Consider the following 16,666-nt stretch of genomic DNA (forward strand, 5'->3'; position numbering starts at 1 on the left):
TACGGACGCAATGACAGCACGGAAGGTAACGATGGAAGAGACCGCGGCGGCACAGCCGCCGGAAGTCGACAACGCCCCGCGCGCCGGGGCTCCCTCCGAAGGAGGCGAGCAGGGCCAACAGCGCCTGCTGCCCATCGGATCGACGTTGTCCCTGGGCGCCGTCATCGCCCTGCTCAGTACCACCATCGTGTCGGTGGGCATGGGGCGCCTGGCCGAGGTGTTCACGGTGCCGCTGTCCACCGTGCAGTGGGTGAGCACCGCCTATCTGCTGGCGATCGCCGTCGCCATCCCGGTCGCCGGCTGGGCGATGGACCGCTTCGGGGAGAAGACCCTCTGGCAGGCATCCCTCGTCGTCTATCTCATCGGCTGTGTCCTGGCCGCCGTCGCCGGCAGCGTCGGCGCGCTGATCGCCGCCCGGGTCGTCCAGGGCATCGGCGGGGCCATGTTCGAGCCGATCATGCTCACGATGCTGGCCCGTGCGGCCGGACCGAAGCGCGCCACCACCGTGCTGAGCATGGTCCAGATCCCCATCACGCTCGCCCCGGTCTTCGGTCCCATGGTCGGCGGTGTGCTGATGGACAACCTGGACTGGAGCTGGCTGTTCTGGTTCAACGTCCCGCTCGGCGTGCTGTGCGCGGTGCTGGCCCAGCGCATCCTGCCCACCGACCCGCCCCGTGAGGAGCGGGGCGTCTCGCGGCTCGATGTGACCGGCCTGGCGCTGCTGCCCGCGGCCCTCGCGGGACTGCTGCTCGGCTTCTCCCAGCTGGCCTCGGGCGGCGGCATCGGCGCCCCGGTCGTGCTGGTCTCGTTCGGCGTCGGCGCGGTCCTGCTGATCGCGTATGTGGTGCATGCGCTCCGTATGCGGGGCGTACCGCTCATCGATGTGCGGCTGTTCGCCACCGGCCGGTTCACCGCAGCCGCCCTGGGCTCGTTCCTGTTCGGTGCCTCGGTCTACGGCATGATGTTCCTGCTGCCGCTCTTCTTCCAGCAGGGCGGTGGCTTCGACGCCTGGACCTCGGGTCTGCTGCTCGCGCCGCAGGGCGTCGGCACGGTCCTGATCCTGCCCGCGGTGGGACGTCTCGTTGCCCGGTTCGGCCCGCGCGCCGTCGTACTCGCCGGCATGGCCCTCGCGGCGATCAGCACCCTCGCCTACACCCAGCTCGACCCCGCCCATGACACGGCGCTGCTCGTCGTCGCGCTGCTCGTGCGCGGTGTCGGTCTGGGCACGACGCTCGCCCCGGCGCTGTCCACGGGCTTCACCAGCATCGCCCCGGAGAACACCGGCCGGGCCAGCAGCGCCCTGATCGCCTCCATCCAGCTGGGCGGCTCGGTCGGCACGGCCCTGCTCGCCGTCGTCGTACAGCAGCAGCTCACCGACCGTCTGGGCCCCAACGGTTCCGCCGCGTCGGTCGTCTCCTCGCCCCATCTGGCCGGGCCGATCACCGAGGCGTTCGGCGCAGCCTTCTGGTGGACGCTGGGTCTCTGCGTGGTCGGCGCGATAGTCGCCCTCTTCCTGCCGTCCGCCGAGCGCGGCGGCACCCCGGCGGAAAGCTGAACCGCCCCGGCGCGCGGAACCACCGCCGCCCCACGAACCCCCGCCCAACACATGGCACCAACAAAGAAATCGATATACCTGTGAGAGGACGCACGACGTGACAGACACCCTCAATGGCAAGGTCGCCCTGGTCACCGGGGCATCCCGTGGCATCGGGGCGGCGATTGCGCAGCGCCTGGCGGCCGACGGCGCCGCCGTGGCACTTACCTACTCCCACTCCAAGGACCGCGCGGAGGAGGTCGTCGCGGGCATCCGCTCCGCGGGCGGACGCGCCCATGCCATCCAGGCCGACAGCGCCAAGGACGAGGACATCGCCGCGGCCGTCGACGAGACGGTGCGGGTCCTGGGCAGCCTGGACATCCTGGTGAACAACGCCGGAGGTGGCACTTTCGGGCCGGTGCAGGATCTGCCCATCGACGCCATCGACACGATGATCGATGTGAACATCCGTGGCGTGGTCGTCGGGGTCCGGGAGGCGCTCCGGCATCTGCCGGACGGGGGCCGCATCATCACGATCGGCAGCATCAACGCCGACCGTATGCCCTTCCCCGGCGGTTCCGTCTACGCCATGACCAAGGCGGCGATGGCCGGGCTGACCCGCGGTCTGTCCCGGGAGCTGGGGCCGCGCGGTATCACCGTCAACAACGTCCAGCCCGGTCCGACGGACACGGAAGCCAACCCGGCCGACGGTCCCCTGTCCAGCGCCATGCTCAGCTGGATGGCTCTGGACCGGTTCGGCCGGTCCGAGGAGATTGCGGCGATGGTCTCGTACCTCGCGGGCCCCGAGTCCGCTTTCGTCACCGGCGCGAGCCTGGACATCGACGGCGGCTTCGGCGCCTGAGCCCTCTCGCCGCGGTCCCGCTGCCGTCCCACCCGGGGCAACCAGCTCCGGGTGGGACGACGTCACCGGGACGGCGTCACCGGGACGGCATCGCCGACAGGGCATCGCCGGCACGTCATCGCGGTGCGACCGGGGTCGCTGCCGCGAGTCCGTTACCGCGGCTCTGTCACGCTGGGTCTGTTACACCGGGGCCGTTACGGCAGGCGCACCGACTGGCCGTGGTTGAAGCGGTTGCCCGGGTCGTACTTCGCCTTGACCCGCTGCATGCGGGGGTAGTTGTCCCCGAAATACAACGTGTGCCACGGCACTCCGGACGTGTTGTGCTGCGGGTCGTTGAGATCGATGTCCGCGTAGTTGATGTAGCAGCCGTCGGTGGTCTCGTCGAGGACCGGAACGCCGCCCGTCTTCTGGTACACGTCCTCGTAGAAGGACCGCAGCCACGAGATGTTCACGTCGTCGTCGGCGGGGTTATTCCAGTACGTCTGGTAGAGCAGCTTGAAACGTGAATCGCGGTGCACGCTCGCGGTGTCCCCCGGCTTCACGCTGTTCACCGCGCAGCCGAATGAACTGAACTGCACCATGGCGCGCGGGTTTTCGAGATCGGTGTGAGCCAGGTGCTCGTACATCGCCTCGATCTGGGTGTCGGTCACATTCTGCTTGTTGTACGCCGACTTGTAGTCCGCGCGCAGCGTCGGGTCGACCAGGAAAGTGGTGGTCGTGCCGAAGTACCGCGTGGCCTGCAGCCACGGAAGCCGCTGCGGCTTGTGGTACTGCGGCATCGGCTTGTGCTCGCCCATCGTGTTGGTGACGGGGCCGTGCTCGATATCGACGCCCTCGGTTACGGCGGCGATATAGGCCTCCAGGAGCTTCTCCGCATTCGGAGTGGTGGCATCCATCTGGGACACCAGGCCTATCTGGCCGTTCGACTTGTGATTGAGCAGAAGCGAACTCATCAGTCCGCTGTAGGCGCTGCCCGGCTCGGAGTTCTCGTCCGCGGTGTGCCAGGCCGAGTAATTCCGGGTGAGGCGGATGAACGCTTCCTTGGTCATGTCCTCCCAGGGCCAGGCAACGGCGCTGACCAGCACCTCGCTCGGCGGCTTGATGAGCGCCTGCTCCGGCCGGTGTCCGGTGGCCTTCGGGGAGCGGAACCAATACCGGGTGATGACGCCGAAATTGCCGCCACCGGCTCCGGTGTGGGCCCACCACAGATCCCGGTTGGGGTCGGACTCCTCGCGGGTGGCGACCACCGTACGAGCGGTGCCGCGGTCATCGACCACCACGACCTCGACCGCGTAGAGGTGATCGATGATCAGGCCGTCCCGGCGGGCGAGCATGCCCCATCCGCCACCGCTGACATGGCCGCCCACGCCCACCGAGTAACACATACCGCCGGGGACGGTGACGCCCCACACCTTGTACAGGCGCTCATAGACATCGAGCAGCGTCGCGCCCGCCTCCACCGCGAATGCGCAGAACTTGTCGTCGTAGTAGACCGAGGTCATCTCCGACATGTCGAGCACTATCTGGGTCTCGGCGTTGAAGACGAAGTTTTCATAGCAGTGCCCGCCGCCGCGGACCGCCAGTTTCTTTCCGGCCCGGACCGCCTCTTGCACCACGGTCTGAACCTGCTGAGTGGAATCGACCACTCGTACGAATTCCGGTCGCCCGACCCAGCGTTGGTTCATCCCGCGCACCAGATCCCCGTAACGCGGATCCGCCGCCCCGATCGTCGCCGCGGAAAACTCCGCGACAGGAGCGTCCTCGGGCTTCCGGCCCCTGGGCCCCCCGCCCTGTGCCTGACCGTCATGTTCGTTCGTCATAACCGTTGTCGAGCCCTTCCTGAGTGAATTGCCCCGGACCTACCCGATCCCCACGAGCCGGGAATCTCTGCGCTGTCCGCAAAGCGGCAGCGGACGATGGGCGCGAACGCCATCAGGGCCGAAGGTGCGACCGCCGCGATCACATGCCGTGCCGCAGGCAGAGAATGCGCATGGAGCGCCAACGAAAAGATCTCCCCCCGGATCCCGGACTCCCCGACACTCGGCAGGACGACTCGAAGCCCCTGCCTCAAAAGGGAGTCACCGAAATAATGAAACGCGGGCCACAGGATTTCAAGGAAAACCGGGATATCCCTGCACAGTGTTTGCCATCCCGACAAGAGGCCGTGACAGAACTGGCGTAAAACACAGCCCGGCCATCGAAATCGGAGTTCCACACTCCGGATCGGCAGGCCCCCAACACCCGTGCCATGGAACGCACTTACGCCGGCCGAAGGCGGAGCGAGGACGGCCCCGGGCATCCATCGATCACCGGCGGGACCCACCGAACATCGGACAGTGCCCACAGGTCACGAAGCGGACCCGCCCCCGTCCGGCCAGGATCGAGGCGCCGGCGGAGCGCGTCGCGAGACAGTTCGCCAGGGCTGACTTCAGTGAGCCGCAGGAGAGTTCACGCTCGGGCTGTCGGCGGCTTCACCGTTCGAGAAACAGCGGGAGGCTCACCGAATCGGCCGGGAACACACCCCCGGGCGACCTCCGGCAGTGAGCCACTGCGTCACGGCCACCATCGCCGCCACGCTCACCGCTGCGGCTTCGCGTCCGAGCCGTCGGACGCCGCCCGGTCGAGCTCCGCGGCCCAGCGTTCGGACCAGCGGTGCAAGCCCTGAAGTTCCTCGCAGGCGTCCCTGCCCAGAGGCGTCAGCCGGTAGCCCTCCTGGGCGTCGCGCTCCACGAGGAGGGATTCCTGCAGATCGGTGAGGCGCTGCTGCAGCACGCTGGACGACATTCCGTCGCACCGCTGCTGCAGCGGCCGGAACCCGAGGGCCTGGCCCCGCAGTTCCCACAGGATGCGCAGGGCCCACCGCCGCCCGAACAGGTCGAGGGCGGCCATGACCGGGCGGCCCGTGGAGGATCCGCGGACCGGTCGCCGAGGTGTGGGTGCCGCCGCCATCGTGCCTGCCGTTCCTCTCCGCACGGGATTGCGCTTCTTTTTCAGAAACACTACCGTCCCTGTCGATGCTTCTGAAATCGAAGCACGAAAGGATGGCATGGCCCCATGACCGCCCGAATCCCTCCCCTCACTTCGCCCTATCCGCCAGAGGTCGCGCCGGTCCTTCGTCGCATGATGCCCGCCGGCGAAGAGCCGATCGGCCTCTTCCGCACCTACGCGCACCATGTGCGCCTGACAGAGGCGCTCCACGCCTGGGGCACGTACCAGCTCAGCCGGCAGCTCAGCCTCGGCCTTCGGGACCGGGAGATCGTCATCGACCGCACCTGCGCCGTCTGCGGATGCGAATACGAGTGGAGCGTGCACATCGCGCGCTTCGCGCCCCGCGCCGGACTGACCACGGCGCAGGTCGCCTCCCTCACTCACGGCACGAGCACGGACACCTGCTGGACGGCCGAACGCGACCGGCTCCTCATCGAGGCGACCGATGCGCTGCACACCCACCACGACATCGACGATGCCCTGTGGGAGCGGCTCGCCGCCGAATTCAGCCCCGAACAGCTCCTGGACCTGCTCATGCTGTGCGGCTGGTACCACGCCATCAGCTTCACCGCTCGCGCCACCAGACTGCCCCGGGAACCCGGGGCGCCGCGGTTCCGCGACTTCGCGCTCCCGGCCCGCCCGACACCCTGACGACTCCGACCGGACCCTCCGACGGCCCCCTCAACCCACCGTCGGACGCAACGCCGCCCGGAACAACGTCACATGACTACGCGTCATGCTGACCCGACGTCCCGCGCCGATGGCATCCCACCAGATGCGTGTCGACCATTCCGATGGCCTCCATGAGCGCGTAACTCGTGGTGGGGCCGACGAACCGGAAGCCACGTGACCGCAGATCGGCCGCCAGCACCTTCGACTCGGCTGTCTGCGTCGGCACTTCGGAGACCGTCCGGGGCACCGGAGTACAGCCGGGTTTGTGCGACCAGATCAGCTGGTCGAGCCCGCCGTGCTGCCGCAGCTTCAGGACGGCTCGCGCGTTGGTACGCGCCGCCTCGATCTTGGCGCGGTTACGGACGATCCCGGCGTCGCCCATGAGGCGTTCGACATCCCCGTCCGTATACCCCGCGACGGTCTCCGGATCGAACCCACCGAACGCCGCACGGAAGGCCGGCCGCTTGGCGAGAATCGTCAGCCAGCTCAGCCCGGACTGGAACGCCTCGAGCGTGATCCGCTCGAACAGCGCCTGTTCGCCCCGGACGGGCAGGCCCCATTCGGTGTCGTGGTAGTGCCTGTTGAGCGGGTGCGAGGCGGCCCACACGCAGCGCCCGAGCCCGTCCTCCCCCACGACGGCTTCGCCCTCCGCCGGCCGGACGTCCGACTCGCTGCCGGTAGTACTGGTCACGCACTCACTCTCTCTTCCAGGGCCGCCCCGAGCGGGCGACCCTCACCTTGCCCCGTCCCTTTGGGCCTTCCACCGTGCGTACTGCCGGGGCATGCACACCGCGCACGGCCGGTACCCCGCCGCGACGGCGGTCTCCTCGTCGGCGAAGAAGACCCGATGTCGCAGGTAGTGGCCACGGGCGAGGGCACGCAGCGCGGAAGGGCAGTCCAGCCGCCCGTACAGCTTCCCCCGCCGATAGCCGCCCAACGAGCCGGGCACGGCACTCGCGTAGGGCCGGCCGTCGCGCCCCGTCAGCCTGTACGTCGACTCGCCCATGAGCCGAGTCTGTACGCGCCGCGCCCGAAGGTCCGGCGGAATTCGGACATCGTGCTGCCCCGTTCCCGGCTGTCCGCCCGGCCGCCTGCCCACCGGAGCCGTTGGGATCGTTCGCGCCGACAGGTACGGGGAGGGAGCGACAAGGGACAGGCGTGCCCGCCGGAAACCCCTCACCCGAACGGCCGCCCCGGATCGCCGCGCCCGCGCCGGGCTCCTAGCGTCAATCGACGCAGGCCAACGCCTGCGGACCGCCTCCACGAGCGCCGCCGACCACCAAGCTCCACCGACCCCACCGAGCCCCACCGCCACACGAAGCGCCACCGCCACACCAAGCGCGCATGACACCAAGCGCCGTCACGAGGAGTCCGCATCCAGGACTCCGCATCAGGGACTCCGCATCAGGGAGCCCGCGTCAGTCCGACCAGGGGAGTCCGATCAAGGGAGTCCGATCATGCGTAGGCTCATCGCCGTGCCGACCGTGCTGCTCGCCCTCACCTCCGGGGGATGCGGCAGCGGTGACGAGGGTGGACAGAGGCCGAACGGTGGGGCCGGGACCAGCGGCAGCCAGAGCGAGGGCACCGGGGACGGCCCCCCTTCGTCGGGCCCGTCCGCCGGCGTCCCGGGCCAGTCGGTGCGCTGCGGCGAGATTCCCGATGCGCTGGTCGATTCGCGGAGCGTCGCGCTGTTCGCCGACCCGGGCGCCGGCGGCACGGTGGACTGTGCGGAGGCCCACGACGTGATGGCGGAATTCTTTGTGCGCGCGCCGCAGCAGGACGGTGAGAAGCCCGGGTCGCTGACCGTGCGGGGCTGGCTCTGCAAGTACGAGAGCGGGCCGACCGGCACCTGGATCAGCACCTGCGACAAGGGCGAGCTGGAAATGCACACCGAGGAGTCGTCCGATCAGGGCGCCGGGCCGGATGCATCCGCCGCACCCGAGGAGCCCGGTGGCCCGGAGGAGCCCGGCGAATCGGCACAGCCCGGCGAATCAGAGGAACCTCGCATACCGGACGAGTCGCAGCTCCCGAGCCTGCCCGACGAGCCGGACGACCCGATGGACGAGCCGTCCACGGAGGAGCTCTAGGGAGCCACCACGCCCGGCTCCTGCGGCTCCTCCCCCATCCCCTGGAACCACGTCGGCTCGGACTCCGCCGCCCGCTTGATCCGGGTCAGGGCGTAGTCGTCGAGCGTCGGCAGGGCGTCCATGGCGAACCAGCCGACGTCCAGCGACTCGTCGTCGTTGACCTTCGCCTCGCCGCCGACCGCGCGGCACCGCAGCGTGATGTCCATGAACTGGCACATATCACCGTTGGGATATCGCATCGGCGGCATGGCCTCCACGAGGACGACCCGCTCGGGCACGGCGTGTACGGCCGTCTCCTCATAGACCTCGCGCACCGCGGTCTCGGCCGGCTGCTCGCCGGGCTCGGGGATGCCGCCGATCACCGACCAGCCGCCGGTGTCGGCCCGCCTGCCCAGCAGGACCCGGCCCTCGCCGTCGAAGACGACCGCGCTGACGCCGGGCAGCCACAGGAGCTGCCGGCCGATGGAGCTGCGGAGGTCACGGATGAAGTCGGGGGTTGCCATGCATCGACCCTACGGGACCCAGGCGGTGCGCCGACAGCACGCACACGCCGAAGTCCGGGAAACCTCCTGCTCAGGCGCCCGCCGGCGTGCCCTTGGGCAGCCCCAGGCGACCGCGGATGCAGCGGACGGCGGCCTCGGCGTCGTCGACGGTGACGGTGAAGGTGCGGCCGTCGCCGAGCTGGAGGACCAGGCCCTCGCCGCGGCGTACGACGACGGCGGTGCCCTGTTCGGGACGCCAGCGGTAGCCCCAGCCGCCCCAGTGGCGCGGCGTGACCCGCGGCGCGAAATCGGCGCCGACCACCAGGTCGAGGGGGATCCGTCGGCGGGGCACCCCTATATGGCCGCAGCGCACTTCCAGGTAGTCCTTCTCGACGCGCACCGCGACATGGACGAAGGCGAGCGTGCCGAACAGCACCAGCAGGCCGGCCGCGACACAGCCGACCACCGACATGACCAGGGGGGTCAGGCCCGTGGTCCAGGAACTGTCGACGGCCAGCTCGACGCCGAGCGCCAGGCAGCCCGCGCCGACGGCGGCCAGGAGCCACTGGATGCGGTTGGTGGCGCTGCCGTGCCAGACCTCGGGAATCTCCGCATGGGCACCGCCTGTGGCGCGCGCGCCGCCGGCGCCGTCGACAGGAGCGTGGTCCTCGGGGGCTGCTGCCCCCTCGTGGGGGTGGTCCCTCATGGGACGCAGCGTACGCGCCTTCGCACGCTACGGCAGTGCGTCGGACGGGTCGTTTCCCCCTCGGTCAGGAGGGGTCCGACGTCATGGCTGACGTCAGCCGCGCCCGGCCCCGTCGCCCACCAGGGCGGCGTCCGCGGCCTTGTCCGTGCCGCTCGCCGCCAGCAGCCGGCCCTCCGCGTACGCCAGTGCCGCGGCGGGGAGTGCCGCCGGGCGGCCGCTGAGGATCACGCGCAGTCCGCCGGTCGGGGCGGCCGCGGGCGCGGGCTCGGCGCCGATGCGGCGCAGCGCCTGGGCGGCGACCGCCTCGGCGGAGCCGTGCAGGGTGAGGGCGGGGGCACCGGGCTGCTGGAGGGCGGCGCGGATGCGCTCGGCGAGCAGCTCGTAGTGGGTGCAGCCCAGGACGACCGCGCGGATGTCGCGGGGGGTCCGGCGCGCGGCGGCCGCGATGGCGGCGTCGATCGCGGCGTAATCGGCGGCCTCGACCGCGTCGGCGAGTCCGGGGCAGGGCACTCCGGTGACGTCCACGCCGTGCGCGAAGCGCTCGATGAGGTCGCGCTGGTAGGGGCTGCCGGTGGTGGCGGGGGTGGCCCAGATGGCGATCGGGCCGCCGCCGGTCGCGGCGGGCTTGATGGCGGGGACGGTGCCGATGACCGGGATGGCGGGTTCGAGCTCGGCGCGGAGGGCCGGGAGGGCGTGCACCGATGCCGTGTTGCAGGCGACGATCAGGGCCTCGGGGGCGTGTGCGGCGGCGGCGCGGGCGACCTCGAGGGCGTGCGCGGTGACATCGTCGGGGGTGCGCGGGCCCCAGGGCATGCCGTCCGGGTCGGTGGAGAGGATGAGGTCGGCGTCCGGCCTCAGTCGTCGCACGGCGGCAGCGGTGGGGAGCAGGCCGGTCCCGGAGTCCATGAGCGCGATCTTCACCCGGACACTTTATCGGTCCGCGCGCCCGACTTGTCATACCGGACGGTGTTACCGCTCACGGCGCGGCCGGTGCGGCAGACTGCGGCCGTGGGAGCGATGGAGTGGATCGGCGCCGGGTCGCTGCTGGCCTGGACGTGGCTGTTGCTGGGGCAGGGCTTCTTCTGGCGGACGGACGTACGGCTGCCGCCCCGCCGGGATCCGGAGCGCTGGCCGTCGGTCGCCGTGGTGGTCCCGGCGCGGGACGAGGCCGCGGTGCTGCCGAAGAGCCTGCCGTCGCTGCTCGCGCAGAAGTATCCGGGGCGCGCCGAGGTGTTCCTGGTCGACGACGGCAGCACGGACGGGACCGGCGCGCTGGCCCGGCAGCTGGCGGCGGCGCGGGGCGGACTGCCGCTGACCGTGTCCTCGCCCGGGGAGCCCGAGCCGGGATGGACGGGCAAGCTGTGGGCCGTACGGCACGGGACGGCGTTGGCGCGGGAGCGGATGGCGCCGGAGTATCTGCTGCTGACCGATGCCGATATCGCGCACGAACCGGACAGTCTGCGGGAGTTGGTGGCGGCGGCCCGGTCGGCGGGGCTGGATCTGGTGTCGCAGATGGCGCGGCTGCGGGTGGTGACGTTCTGGGAGCGGCTGATCGTCCCGGCCTTTGTGTACTTCTTCGGGCAGCTGTATCCGTTCCGCCGGGTCAACCGGCCCGGTGCGCGTACCGCCGCGGCGGCCGGCGGGTGTGTGCTGCTGCGGGCCGAGGCGGCGGAGCGGGCGGGCGTCCCGGAGGCGATCCGGCATGCGGTGATCGACGATGTGTCGCTGGCGCGGGCGGTCCAGGACAGCGGCGGCCGGATCTGGCTGGGACTGGCCGACCGGGTCGACAGCGTACGGCCGTATCCACGGCTCGCCGAGCTGTGGCGGATGGTCTCGCGGAGCGCGTACGCGCAGCTGCTGCACCGGCCGCTGCTCCTGCTGGGCACGGTGATCGGGCTGGCGCTGGTGTATCTCGTGCCGCCGGTCGCGCTGGCGGTGGGGGCGGCGGGCGGCAAGGGGGCGGTGGCGGCGCTGGGTGCGGCGGCCTGGGCGGTGATGTGCGGGACGTATCTGCCGATGCTGCGCTACTACCGGCAGCCGTGGTGGACGGCGCCGCTGCTGCCGTTCACCGCGCTGTTGTATCTGCTGATGACGGTGGACTCGGCGGTGCAGCACTACCGGGGGCGCGGGGCGGCGTGGAAGGGCCGGACCTACGGGGCGCCGTGAGCCGCGCCCCCGGTGGTGGTGTCATTTGCTGGCCGGGGACCAGTCCAGGCCCCACCCGTAGGCGTAATCGACGGTGCGTTGGGGGCTGACGCCGGGTTCGGGGACGAGGTAGCGAGCCTCGCGTTCGACGACGAGTTCGCTGCCGGTGTTGGTGATCATGGCCAGGGCGCAGACGTTGGACGGCACGGTGCACTCGTCGAGCGAGAAGTCGACGGGGGCGCCGTGCTGCGGCTGGAGGGTGACGGTCGCGTGCAGGCCCTCGAAGCTGCGGGCGCCGGCGTAGACGGTGACGAAGATCAGGATGCGCTTGATGCGGGCCTGGTGGTCGAGGTTGATGGTCATGTTCTCGCCGGCCGCGACGGAGCCGGTCCGGTCGTCGCCGTCGAGCTGGATGTACGGCGGGGCGTGCAGACTGCCGAAGTTGCCGCCGAGGGGATGCACCACACCGGCCGAGCCGTCGGTGAGTTGGAACAGCGCGCACAGGTCGAGGTCGAGCTCGCCGGACTGCGGCAGCAGCGCGCCGCCGGCACCCAGCGCCTGCATGGCCTTGCGGCCGAATTTCTTGGTCAGCCGCTTGCCCGCGCTGCCGCTGGTCCAGTTGAGGTTCACCCGCATCGCGCCCGAGGTGCCGCCCTGTTTCGTCAAGGAGACGGCGGGGGCTTCCTTCGTGAGGGTGACTTTCGTCAGATGAACGGGGGTGGGCGCGGGGGCCGGGACGGGCGCCCCCGGGGGCGGTGGAATTGACGCCGCGGGTTGACCGGCCGGCAACGGGGGCGTGGGGTGCATGGGGGCCGGCGGCGGGGTGGGCGCCGTCTGCGGCTCCTCCGCCACGCTGATGCCGAAGTCCGTGGCCAGGCCCGCGAGCCCGGTGGCGTACCCCTGCCCCACCGCGCGGAACTTCCACCCGCCCTGGCGGCGGTAGAGCTCGCCGAGCACGAAGGCGGTCTCGGTGGTGGCGTCCTGGCTGTCGAAGCGGGCGAGCTCGGCGCCGCTGGCCGCGTCCAGGACGCGGATGTGCAGGCCGGGGACGTTCCCGAAGGAGCCGCCGTCCGCGGAGGCGGCGAGCACCACGGTCTCGACGGCGGTCTCGACGGCGGCGAGGTCGAGGGTGAGGCCGTCGGTCATCGCGCCGCCGGTCTGCCGCTTGCCCTCGTGGCGTACGGCGCCGGAGGCATGCACGGGCTGGTTGTAGAAGACGAAGTCCGCGTCGCTGCGGACCTTTCCGGACACCAGCAGCAGGGCGGAGGCATCCACGTCCGGGGTGCCCGGCGGCGCCTGCCAGCCCAGCTCCAGCCGGACCGTCGGTGCCGGGACCGGAACATTGCTGCCCTTGAGCATCGACATCGCCGCGCCTTCCTCTCGTCCTCCGTGCACCGTCAGCGGTGGCACCGTCCAACTTACTTGGCCCGGGGCGCCCCGAACGCCCTCTGTTCATCCGCGAGAAGCGCGGTCTTTACACGATTCCTATGGGCGATCGCGACCGATTTCCGCAAGTTCGCTCGCATTGGGGATCGAGGACCACTCACAACGCGTAAAACAACCCTCTTTTCAGGCTCCCCAATCGGCACATCGTGGGCTTAACTTATGAGGCATGACCTCCCCCCGCTCCACCTACGGCGGCGGCTACTACGCTTCGCCCTCCTTCCCGGACACTCCGATCTACGACAGCCTCGTCGCGGAGCGCGGAACGCCGCAGATCGCCCCGATCCAGGTGAACCCCTCCCCTTACGACACGGGTTCGTCCTATTTGCCGGCACTCTCCTCACGCCTGCCGGCGCTGCCGGCCGGCCCCTCCGCGGCCGCGCCGTCACACGGTTACCCGAGTCCGGCTCCGCAGCCGGTAGCGCCGTTGCAGCACGCTCCGGCGCCGTACATCCCTCAGCAGGCCGGCGTCCGCGGCTACCCGTCCCAGCAGCCGCAGCAGCCCCAGCGGCCGTCGTCCCCGGGCACGGGCTACGAGGCGATGCGGCCGGCCGCCCCGGTCGCGCCCCGTCCCCCGGCGCCGCGCCCGGCCTCGCCGTACGACGACCCCTACGGCGGCCGCCAGTATCCGCGCGGGTACTGAACGAGCACGGAACATTCGCCGAACGGGCACTGACCTGCCCATTCGGCCGATTGTCACAGGCGGCTGGCAGGATGGATCCATGCCGAATCCTGCGCTCCAAGCGATCCATCTCTATCCGGTCAAGTCCATTGCGGGGTCCGGTCCCGGCGAGGCCAACGTAGAGCCGTGGGGGCTCGCCGGGGACCGACGCTGGATGGTGGTGGACGGCGGACGCAAGCTGCTGACCCAGCGGCCGCTGCCGAAGCTGGCGCTGGCCCATGCCGAGGAGCTCGCGTCGGGGGCTCTCCGGCTGACCGCGCCCGGGATGCCGCCGCTGACGGTCGAGGTGCCCGCGCCCGGCGAGACGATTCCGGTGGAGCACTTCCGGGACAAGATCGATGCGGTGACCGCGGGCCCGGCGGCGGCCGGGTGGTTCGGCGAATATCTCGGCGTCGAGGCGGAATTGGTGTATCTCGACGCCCCGGAGATACGCCGGCCCATCGATCCGGAGTACTCCGAGCCCGGCGACACGGTCACCTTCGCCGACGGCTACCCCCTGCTGCTGACGACCACCTCGTCGCTGGACGCCCTCAACTCCCTCATCGCGCAGGGCGACCATGCCGACGAGGGCCCCCTCCCCATGAACCGTTTCCGGCCCAATGTGGTCGTGGACGGCACGGCGCCCTGGGCGGAGGACGACTGGCGGACGGTGCGCATCGGCGAGGTGGTCTTCCAGGTGGCCAAACCCAGCGCACGCTGCGTGGTCACGACCACCGACCAGCAGACCGCCGAACGCGGCAAGGAACCACTGCGCACGCTCGGCCGGCATCGCCGCTTCGGCGACGGGCTCATCTTCGGCCAGAATCTGATTCCGCGCGGGAGCGGCACGATCCGTGTCGGTGACCCGTTCGAGATACTCGACTGACGGCCCGGCGCGGTCGCACAAGGGGCCGGTGGAGCCACGGGGGGAGGCCGAGAGCTGCGTGTCGATGCCTGGGAGGGACAGAAACGGCCATCTCCTGCCTGTCCAGCAGCTGCGGCCCGGGGACCACGCCTTTGCGAGTTACGCCGACGACGAGGTCCGCTGGGACGTCATCACGGCGTTCGTACGGCTGGGGCTGGCCCGCGGCGAGAAGGTCATGGTCCTGCCCTGCCCGGCCGTGCCCGAGGAAGAGGTGCTGGCCAGGATGGACTTCCCCGGCCGGAGCACCGCCTCGGCACGCGAGCGCGGCCAGCTGGTGCTCAGCAGCATGCGGGCGGTGATCCAGCCGGACGCGGAGTTCACCGCCGCGCGGCAGCTGGGCCGGCTGCACACCGAGACGGACCGGGCGACAGCCGAGGGGTACACGGGCCTGCGGGCCTTCATCGACATGGGCTGGGTGGCCGCGCTCGGCGCGGACCTCGCCACGGTGGCGCATCGCGAAACGCATGCGCAGACGCTGTTCTCCGGGCGCCCGTACACCGAAATCTGCGCCTACGACCGCCGCCGGTTCGATCGCGCGATGGTCTCCGCGATGGAGAGCGCGCATCCGCATGCCCTTCTGGAGCGGCTGGGCAGCCTGCGCTCGATGCGCGGCGCCGAGGACGAGGTGTGCTTCATCGGCGAGGCCGACACCGCGAACCGCGCCGCCTTCCTGAGGTCGCTGGAGATCGCACTGGCCCGTACGGCACCGGCCCGGCGGCTGACCGTCGATCTGACCCGGCTGCACTTCCTCTCGGTCGGCTGCGCCACCGGGCTGCTCGCCCTGGTCCATGGCGCCGCGGGGCACGATCTGGTCGAGGTGCGCTGCAGCCCAGGGCCTCGGGGGCTGTTGCGGCGGCTCGGTGCCGATGAGCTGCCGCGGCTGGCGACGCGGGAGGCGATACGGCCGTGACGATCCCAGAGCCGGCCGGTCCCCGGCAGGCGCCCGAGACCGGCCGCCCGCTGCTGCAGCGGCGCTTCACCGCCCGGCTGCTGCCCCAACTACGGCTCCTGGTGGAGGAGTGCGCGGCCCGCGAGGGACTGCCCGAGCCGCGGCGCGGGGAGTTCGTGCTGGCCGTGGACGAGATCGCCGGGAACGCCGTGGAACACGCGGGCGGTGCGGGGCGGCTGGTGCTGCTGCGGGTGGGCGACGAGCTGGAATGCCGGGTCAGCGACGCGGGGCCCGGCTTCAGCGAGGCGGTGATTCCCGAGCTGCTGCCGGGCCTCGACGGGACGCCGGAGGGGCGCGGGCTGTGGCTGGCGCGTCTGGTGGCGGACCGGTTCGCGGTGGCCACCGGAACTGCCGTGGCAGGGACGGCAGATGCGGACAATGCGGGCACTGTGGTGACGGTCGCCGTGCGGCTGCGCTGACCGCCCTCCGCGGCAGCGCCGCCCGCACCTGGCGTGATCTTGCTCTCTCTTCGCCGAGCTCTGGCGTGATCGGCGTCCGATGAGGTATTTACGGACACGGAGAGGGGGGAGCGACGATGCGGGCGATCACAGGCGTATGGCGCTGGCGGCACAATCCGCTGCGGCGCCGGACGGACCGGCTCGAAGCCTGGGTGGCGCTGGCCGCCGCTCTCCTGATCGCCGCCGGCGCCCCGACGGCGGGCTCCCTGACCGGGCAGGCCGCCAACGACGCGCTCCTGGAAACCGTACGAATACAGCACGAGCAGCGGCATCTGGTCTGGGCAACGGTCGACCGGCTGATCTCCCGGGCCCCGCTCGACCCCGATCCGGAGACCTCCTCGCAGCGCGACGCCCACCGCCGGGTCATCGCCCGGTGGACGGCGTGGGACCGCAGCCGGCATCTCGGACCGATCTCCACGCCGCGGCCCGTGGACCCCGGCGACCGCTTCCGCATCTGGACCGACGACCGCGGCCAGGTCGTGCCGCGGCCGATGGACGCCGGCACCGCCGGTACGCATGCGGTGCTGGCCGGTCTGGGCAGCGCGGCTGCCGTCGGCGGGCTGATCGAGGGCGCCCGCCGGCTGATCGTCTGGCGGCTGATGGTACGTCGCTTCCGGCGCTGGGACCAGGAATGGGAGCGCGCGGGACAGGACTGGGGACGGGCCGGCGCGGGCGGCTGACTCCGGTATCCGGTGAGGTGGCTGACCATGTCAACTACCGCTCTCCGGGCGCGCTACGGTGGTGCAGCCAGCCT

At 71.1% G+C, this 16,666-nt stretch carries 18 protein-coding genes; 10 read left to right on the forward strand and 8 right to left on the reverse strand.

Annotation, left to right across the window (positions count from 1 at the left end; translation table 11 throughout):
• Positions 1–31 precede the first annotated feature (31 nt).
• Together AC5677_RS06530 and AC5677_RS06535 are read left to right on the forward strand one after the other, a co-directional pair.
• A complete protein-coding gene (locus AC5677_RS06530) occupies positions 32–1,555 on the forward strand; it encodes an MDR family MFS transporter (RefSeq protein WP_497194054.1) in 1,524 nt (507 codons plus the stop codon).
• Between the two features lie 97 nt (positions 1,556–1,652).
• Positions 1,653–2,396 (forward strand): SDR family oxidoreductase, encoded by a 744-nt coding sequence (locus tag AC5677_RS06535; RefSeq protein WP_497194055.1) that lies wholly within the window; start codon positions 1,653–1,655, stop codon positions 2,394–2,396.
• A 194-nt stretch (positions 2,397–2,590) separates the two neighbouring features.
• On the opposite strand, the gene AC5677_RS06540 is transcribed toward AC5677_RS06535, so the two are convergent.
• Both AC5677_RS06540 and AC5677_RS06545 read right to left on the reverse strand, forming a co-directional pair.
• On the reverse strand, positions 2,591–4,216 hold the full coding sequence (locus tag AC5677_RS06540) for an FAD-binding oxidoreductase (RefSeq protein ID WP_497194056.1): 1,626 nt from the start codon (positions 4,214–4,216) through the stop codon (positions 2,591–2,593).
• 757 nt (positions 4,217–4,973) lie between these two features.
• Positions 4,974–5,285, reverse strand: coding sequence for a winged helix-turn-helix transcriptional regulator (locus tag AC5677_RS06545; protein WP_497194057.1), 312 nt, complete (start codon positions 5,283–5,285; stop codon positions 4,974–4,976).
• 165 nt (positions 5,286–5,450) lie between these two features.
• Here AC5677_RS06545 and AC5677_RS06550 point away from each other — a divergent pair, with 165 nt between their 5' ends.
• A complete protein-coding gene (locus AC5677_RS06550) occupies positions 5,451–6,035 on the forward strand; it encodes a carboxymuconolactone decarboxylase family protein (protein WP_497194058.1) in 585 nt (194 codons plus the stop codon).
• 76 nt (positions 6,036–6,111) lie between these two features.
• Here the strand turns inward: AC5677_RS06550 and AC5677_RS06555 are convergent, their stop codons facing one another.
• Both AC5677_RS06555 and AC5677_RS06560 read right to left on the reverse strand, forming a co-directional pair.
• Positions 6,112–6,747 carry a DNA-3-methyladenine glycosylase I gene (locus tag AC5677_RS06555; RefSeq protein WP_497194059.1) on the reverse strand — a complete coding sequence of 212 codons (636 nt, stop codon included), beginning with the start codon at positions 6,745–6,747 and terminating at the stop codon, positions 6,112–6,114.
• Between the two features lie 42 nt (positions 6,748–6,789).
• Positions 6,790–7,062 (reverse strand): Ada metal-binding domain-containing protein, encoded by a 273-nt coding sequence (locus tag AC5677_RS06560; protein ID WP_497194060.1) that lies wholly within the window; start codon positions 7,060–7,062, stop codon positions 6,790–6,792.
• Between the two features lie 451 nt (positions 7,063–7,513).
• Between AC5677_RS06560 and AC5677_RS06565 the strand changes: the two genes are divergently transcribed.
• Positions 7,514–8,143 carry a hypothetical protein gene (locus AC5677_RS06565; protein ID WP_497194061.1) on the forward strand — a complete coding sequence of 210 codons (630 nt, stop codon included), beginning with the start codon at positions 7,514–7,516 and terminating at the stop codon, positions 8,141–8,143.
• Here the strand turns inward: AC5677_RS06565 and AC5677_RS06570 are convergent.
• The 3 genes from AC5677_RS06570 to AC5677_RS06580 all read right to left on the reverse strand — a co-directional run bounded on the left by AC5677_RS06570 (position 8,140) and on the right by AC5677_RS06580 (position 10,252).
• Positions 8,140–8,646 carry an NUDIX hydrolase gene (locus AC5677_RS06570; RefSeq protein WP_497194062.1) on the reverse strand — a complete coding sequence of 169 codons (507 nt, stop codon included), beginning with the start codon at positions 8,644–8,646 and terminating at the stop codon, positions 8,140–8,142. The genes AC5677_RS06565 and AC5677_RS06570 overlap by 4 nt on opposite strands.
• Before the next feature lie 70 nt (positions 8,647–8,716).
• Complete coding sequence (locus AC5677_RS06575) at positions 8,717–9,331, reverse strand: hypothetical protein (RefSeq protein ID WP_497194063.1); 615 nt, start codon at positions 9,329–9,331, stop codon at positions 8,717–8,719.
• 93 nt (positions 9,332–9,424) lie between these two features.
• Positions 9,425–10,252, reverse strand: coding sequence for a glutamate racemase (locus AC5677_RS06580; protein WP_497194064.1), 828 nt, complete (start codon positions 10,250–10,252; stop codon positions 9,425–9,427).
• 96 nt (positions 10,253–10,348) lie between these two features.
• Between AC5677_RS06580 and AC5677_RS06585 the strand changes: the two genes are divergently transcribed.
• A complete protein-coding gene (locus tag AC5677_RS06585) occupies positions 10,349–11,497 on the forward strand; it encodes a glycosyltransferase (protein WP_497196529.1) in 1,149 nt (382 codons plus the stop codon).
• Positions 11,498–11,518: 21 nt separating this feature from the next.
• Here the strand turns inward: AC5677_RS06585 and AC5677_RS06590 are convergent, their stop codons facing one another.
• Positions 11,519–12,841, reverse strand: a complete 1,323-nt coding sequence (locus AC5677_RS06590) for a TerD family protein (RefSeq protein WP_497194065.1) — start codon at positions 12,839–12,841, stop codon at positions 11,519–11,521.
• Positions 12,842–13,088: 247 nt separating this feature from the next.
• Here AC5677_RS06590 and AC5677_RS06595 point away from each other — a divergent pair, with 247 nt between their 5' ends.
• From AC5677_RS06595 to AC5677_RS06615, 5 genes are all read left to right on the forward strand, one after another.
• Positions 13,089–13,562, forward strand: a complete 474-nt coding sequence (locus AC5677_RS06595; RefSeq protein ID WP_497194066.1) for a DUF6643 family protein — start codon at positions 13,089–13,091, stop codon at positions 13,560–13,562.
• Between the two features lie 79 nt (positions 13,563–13,641).
• Positions 13,642–14,466 carry an MOSC domain-containing protein gene (locus AC5677_RS06600; protein ID WP_497194067.1) on the forward strand — a complete coding sequence of 275 codons (825 nt, stop codon included), beginning with the start codon at positions 13,642–13,644 and terminating at the stop codon, positions 14,464–14,466.
• 64 nt (positions 14,467–14,530) lie between these two features.
• Positions 14,531–15,415, forward strand: coding sequence for an MEDS domain-containing protein (locus AC5677_RS06605; protein WP_497194068.1), 885 nt, complete (start codon positions 14,531–14,533; stop codon positions 15,413–15,415).
• On the forward strand, positions 15,412–15,873 hold the full coding sequence (locus AC5677_RS06610) for an ATP-binding protein (protein WP_497194069.1): 462 nt from the start codon (positions 15,412–15,414) through the stop codon (positions 15,871–15,873). The genes AC5677_RS06605 and AC5677_RS06610 overlap by 4 nt, the downstream gene beginning before the upstream one ends.
• A gap of 116 nt (positions 15,874–15,989) precedes the next feature.
• Positions 15,990–16,592 carry an Rv1733c family protein gene (locus AC5677_RS06615; protein ID WP_497194070.1) on the forward strand — a complete coding sequence of 201 codons (603 nt, stop codon included), beginning with the start codon at positions 15,990–15,992 and terminating at the stop codon, positions 16,590–16,592.
• Positions 16,593–16,666: the final 74 nt, after the last annotated feature.

The organism is Streptomyces sp. JLSY215 (genome assembly GCF_059682825.1).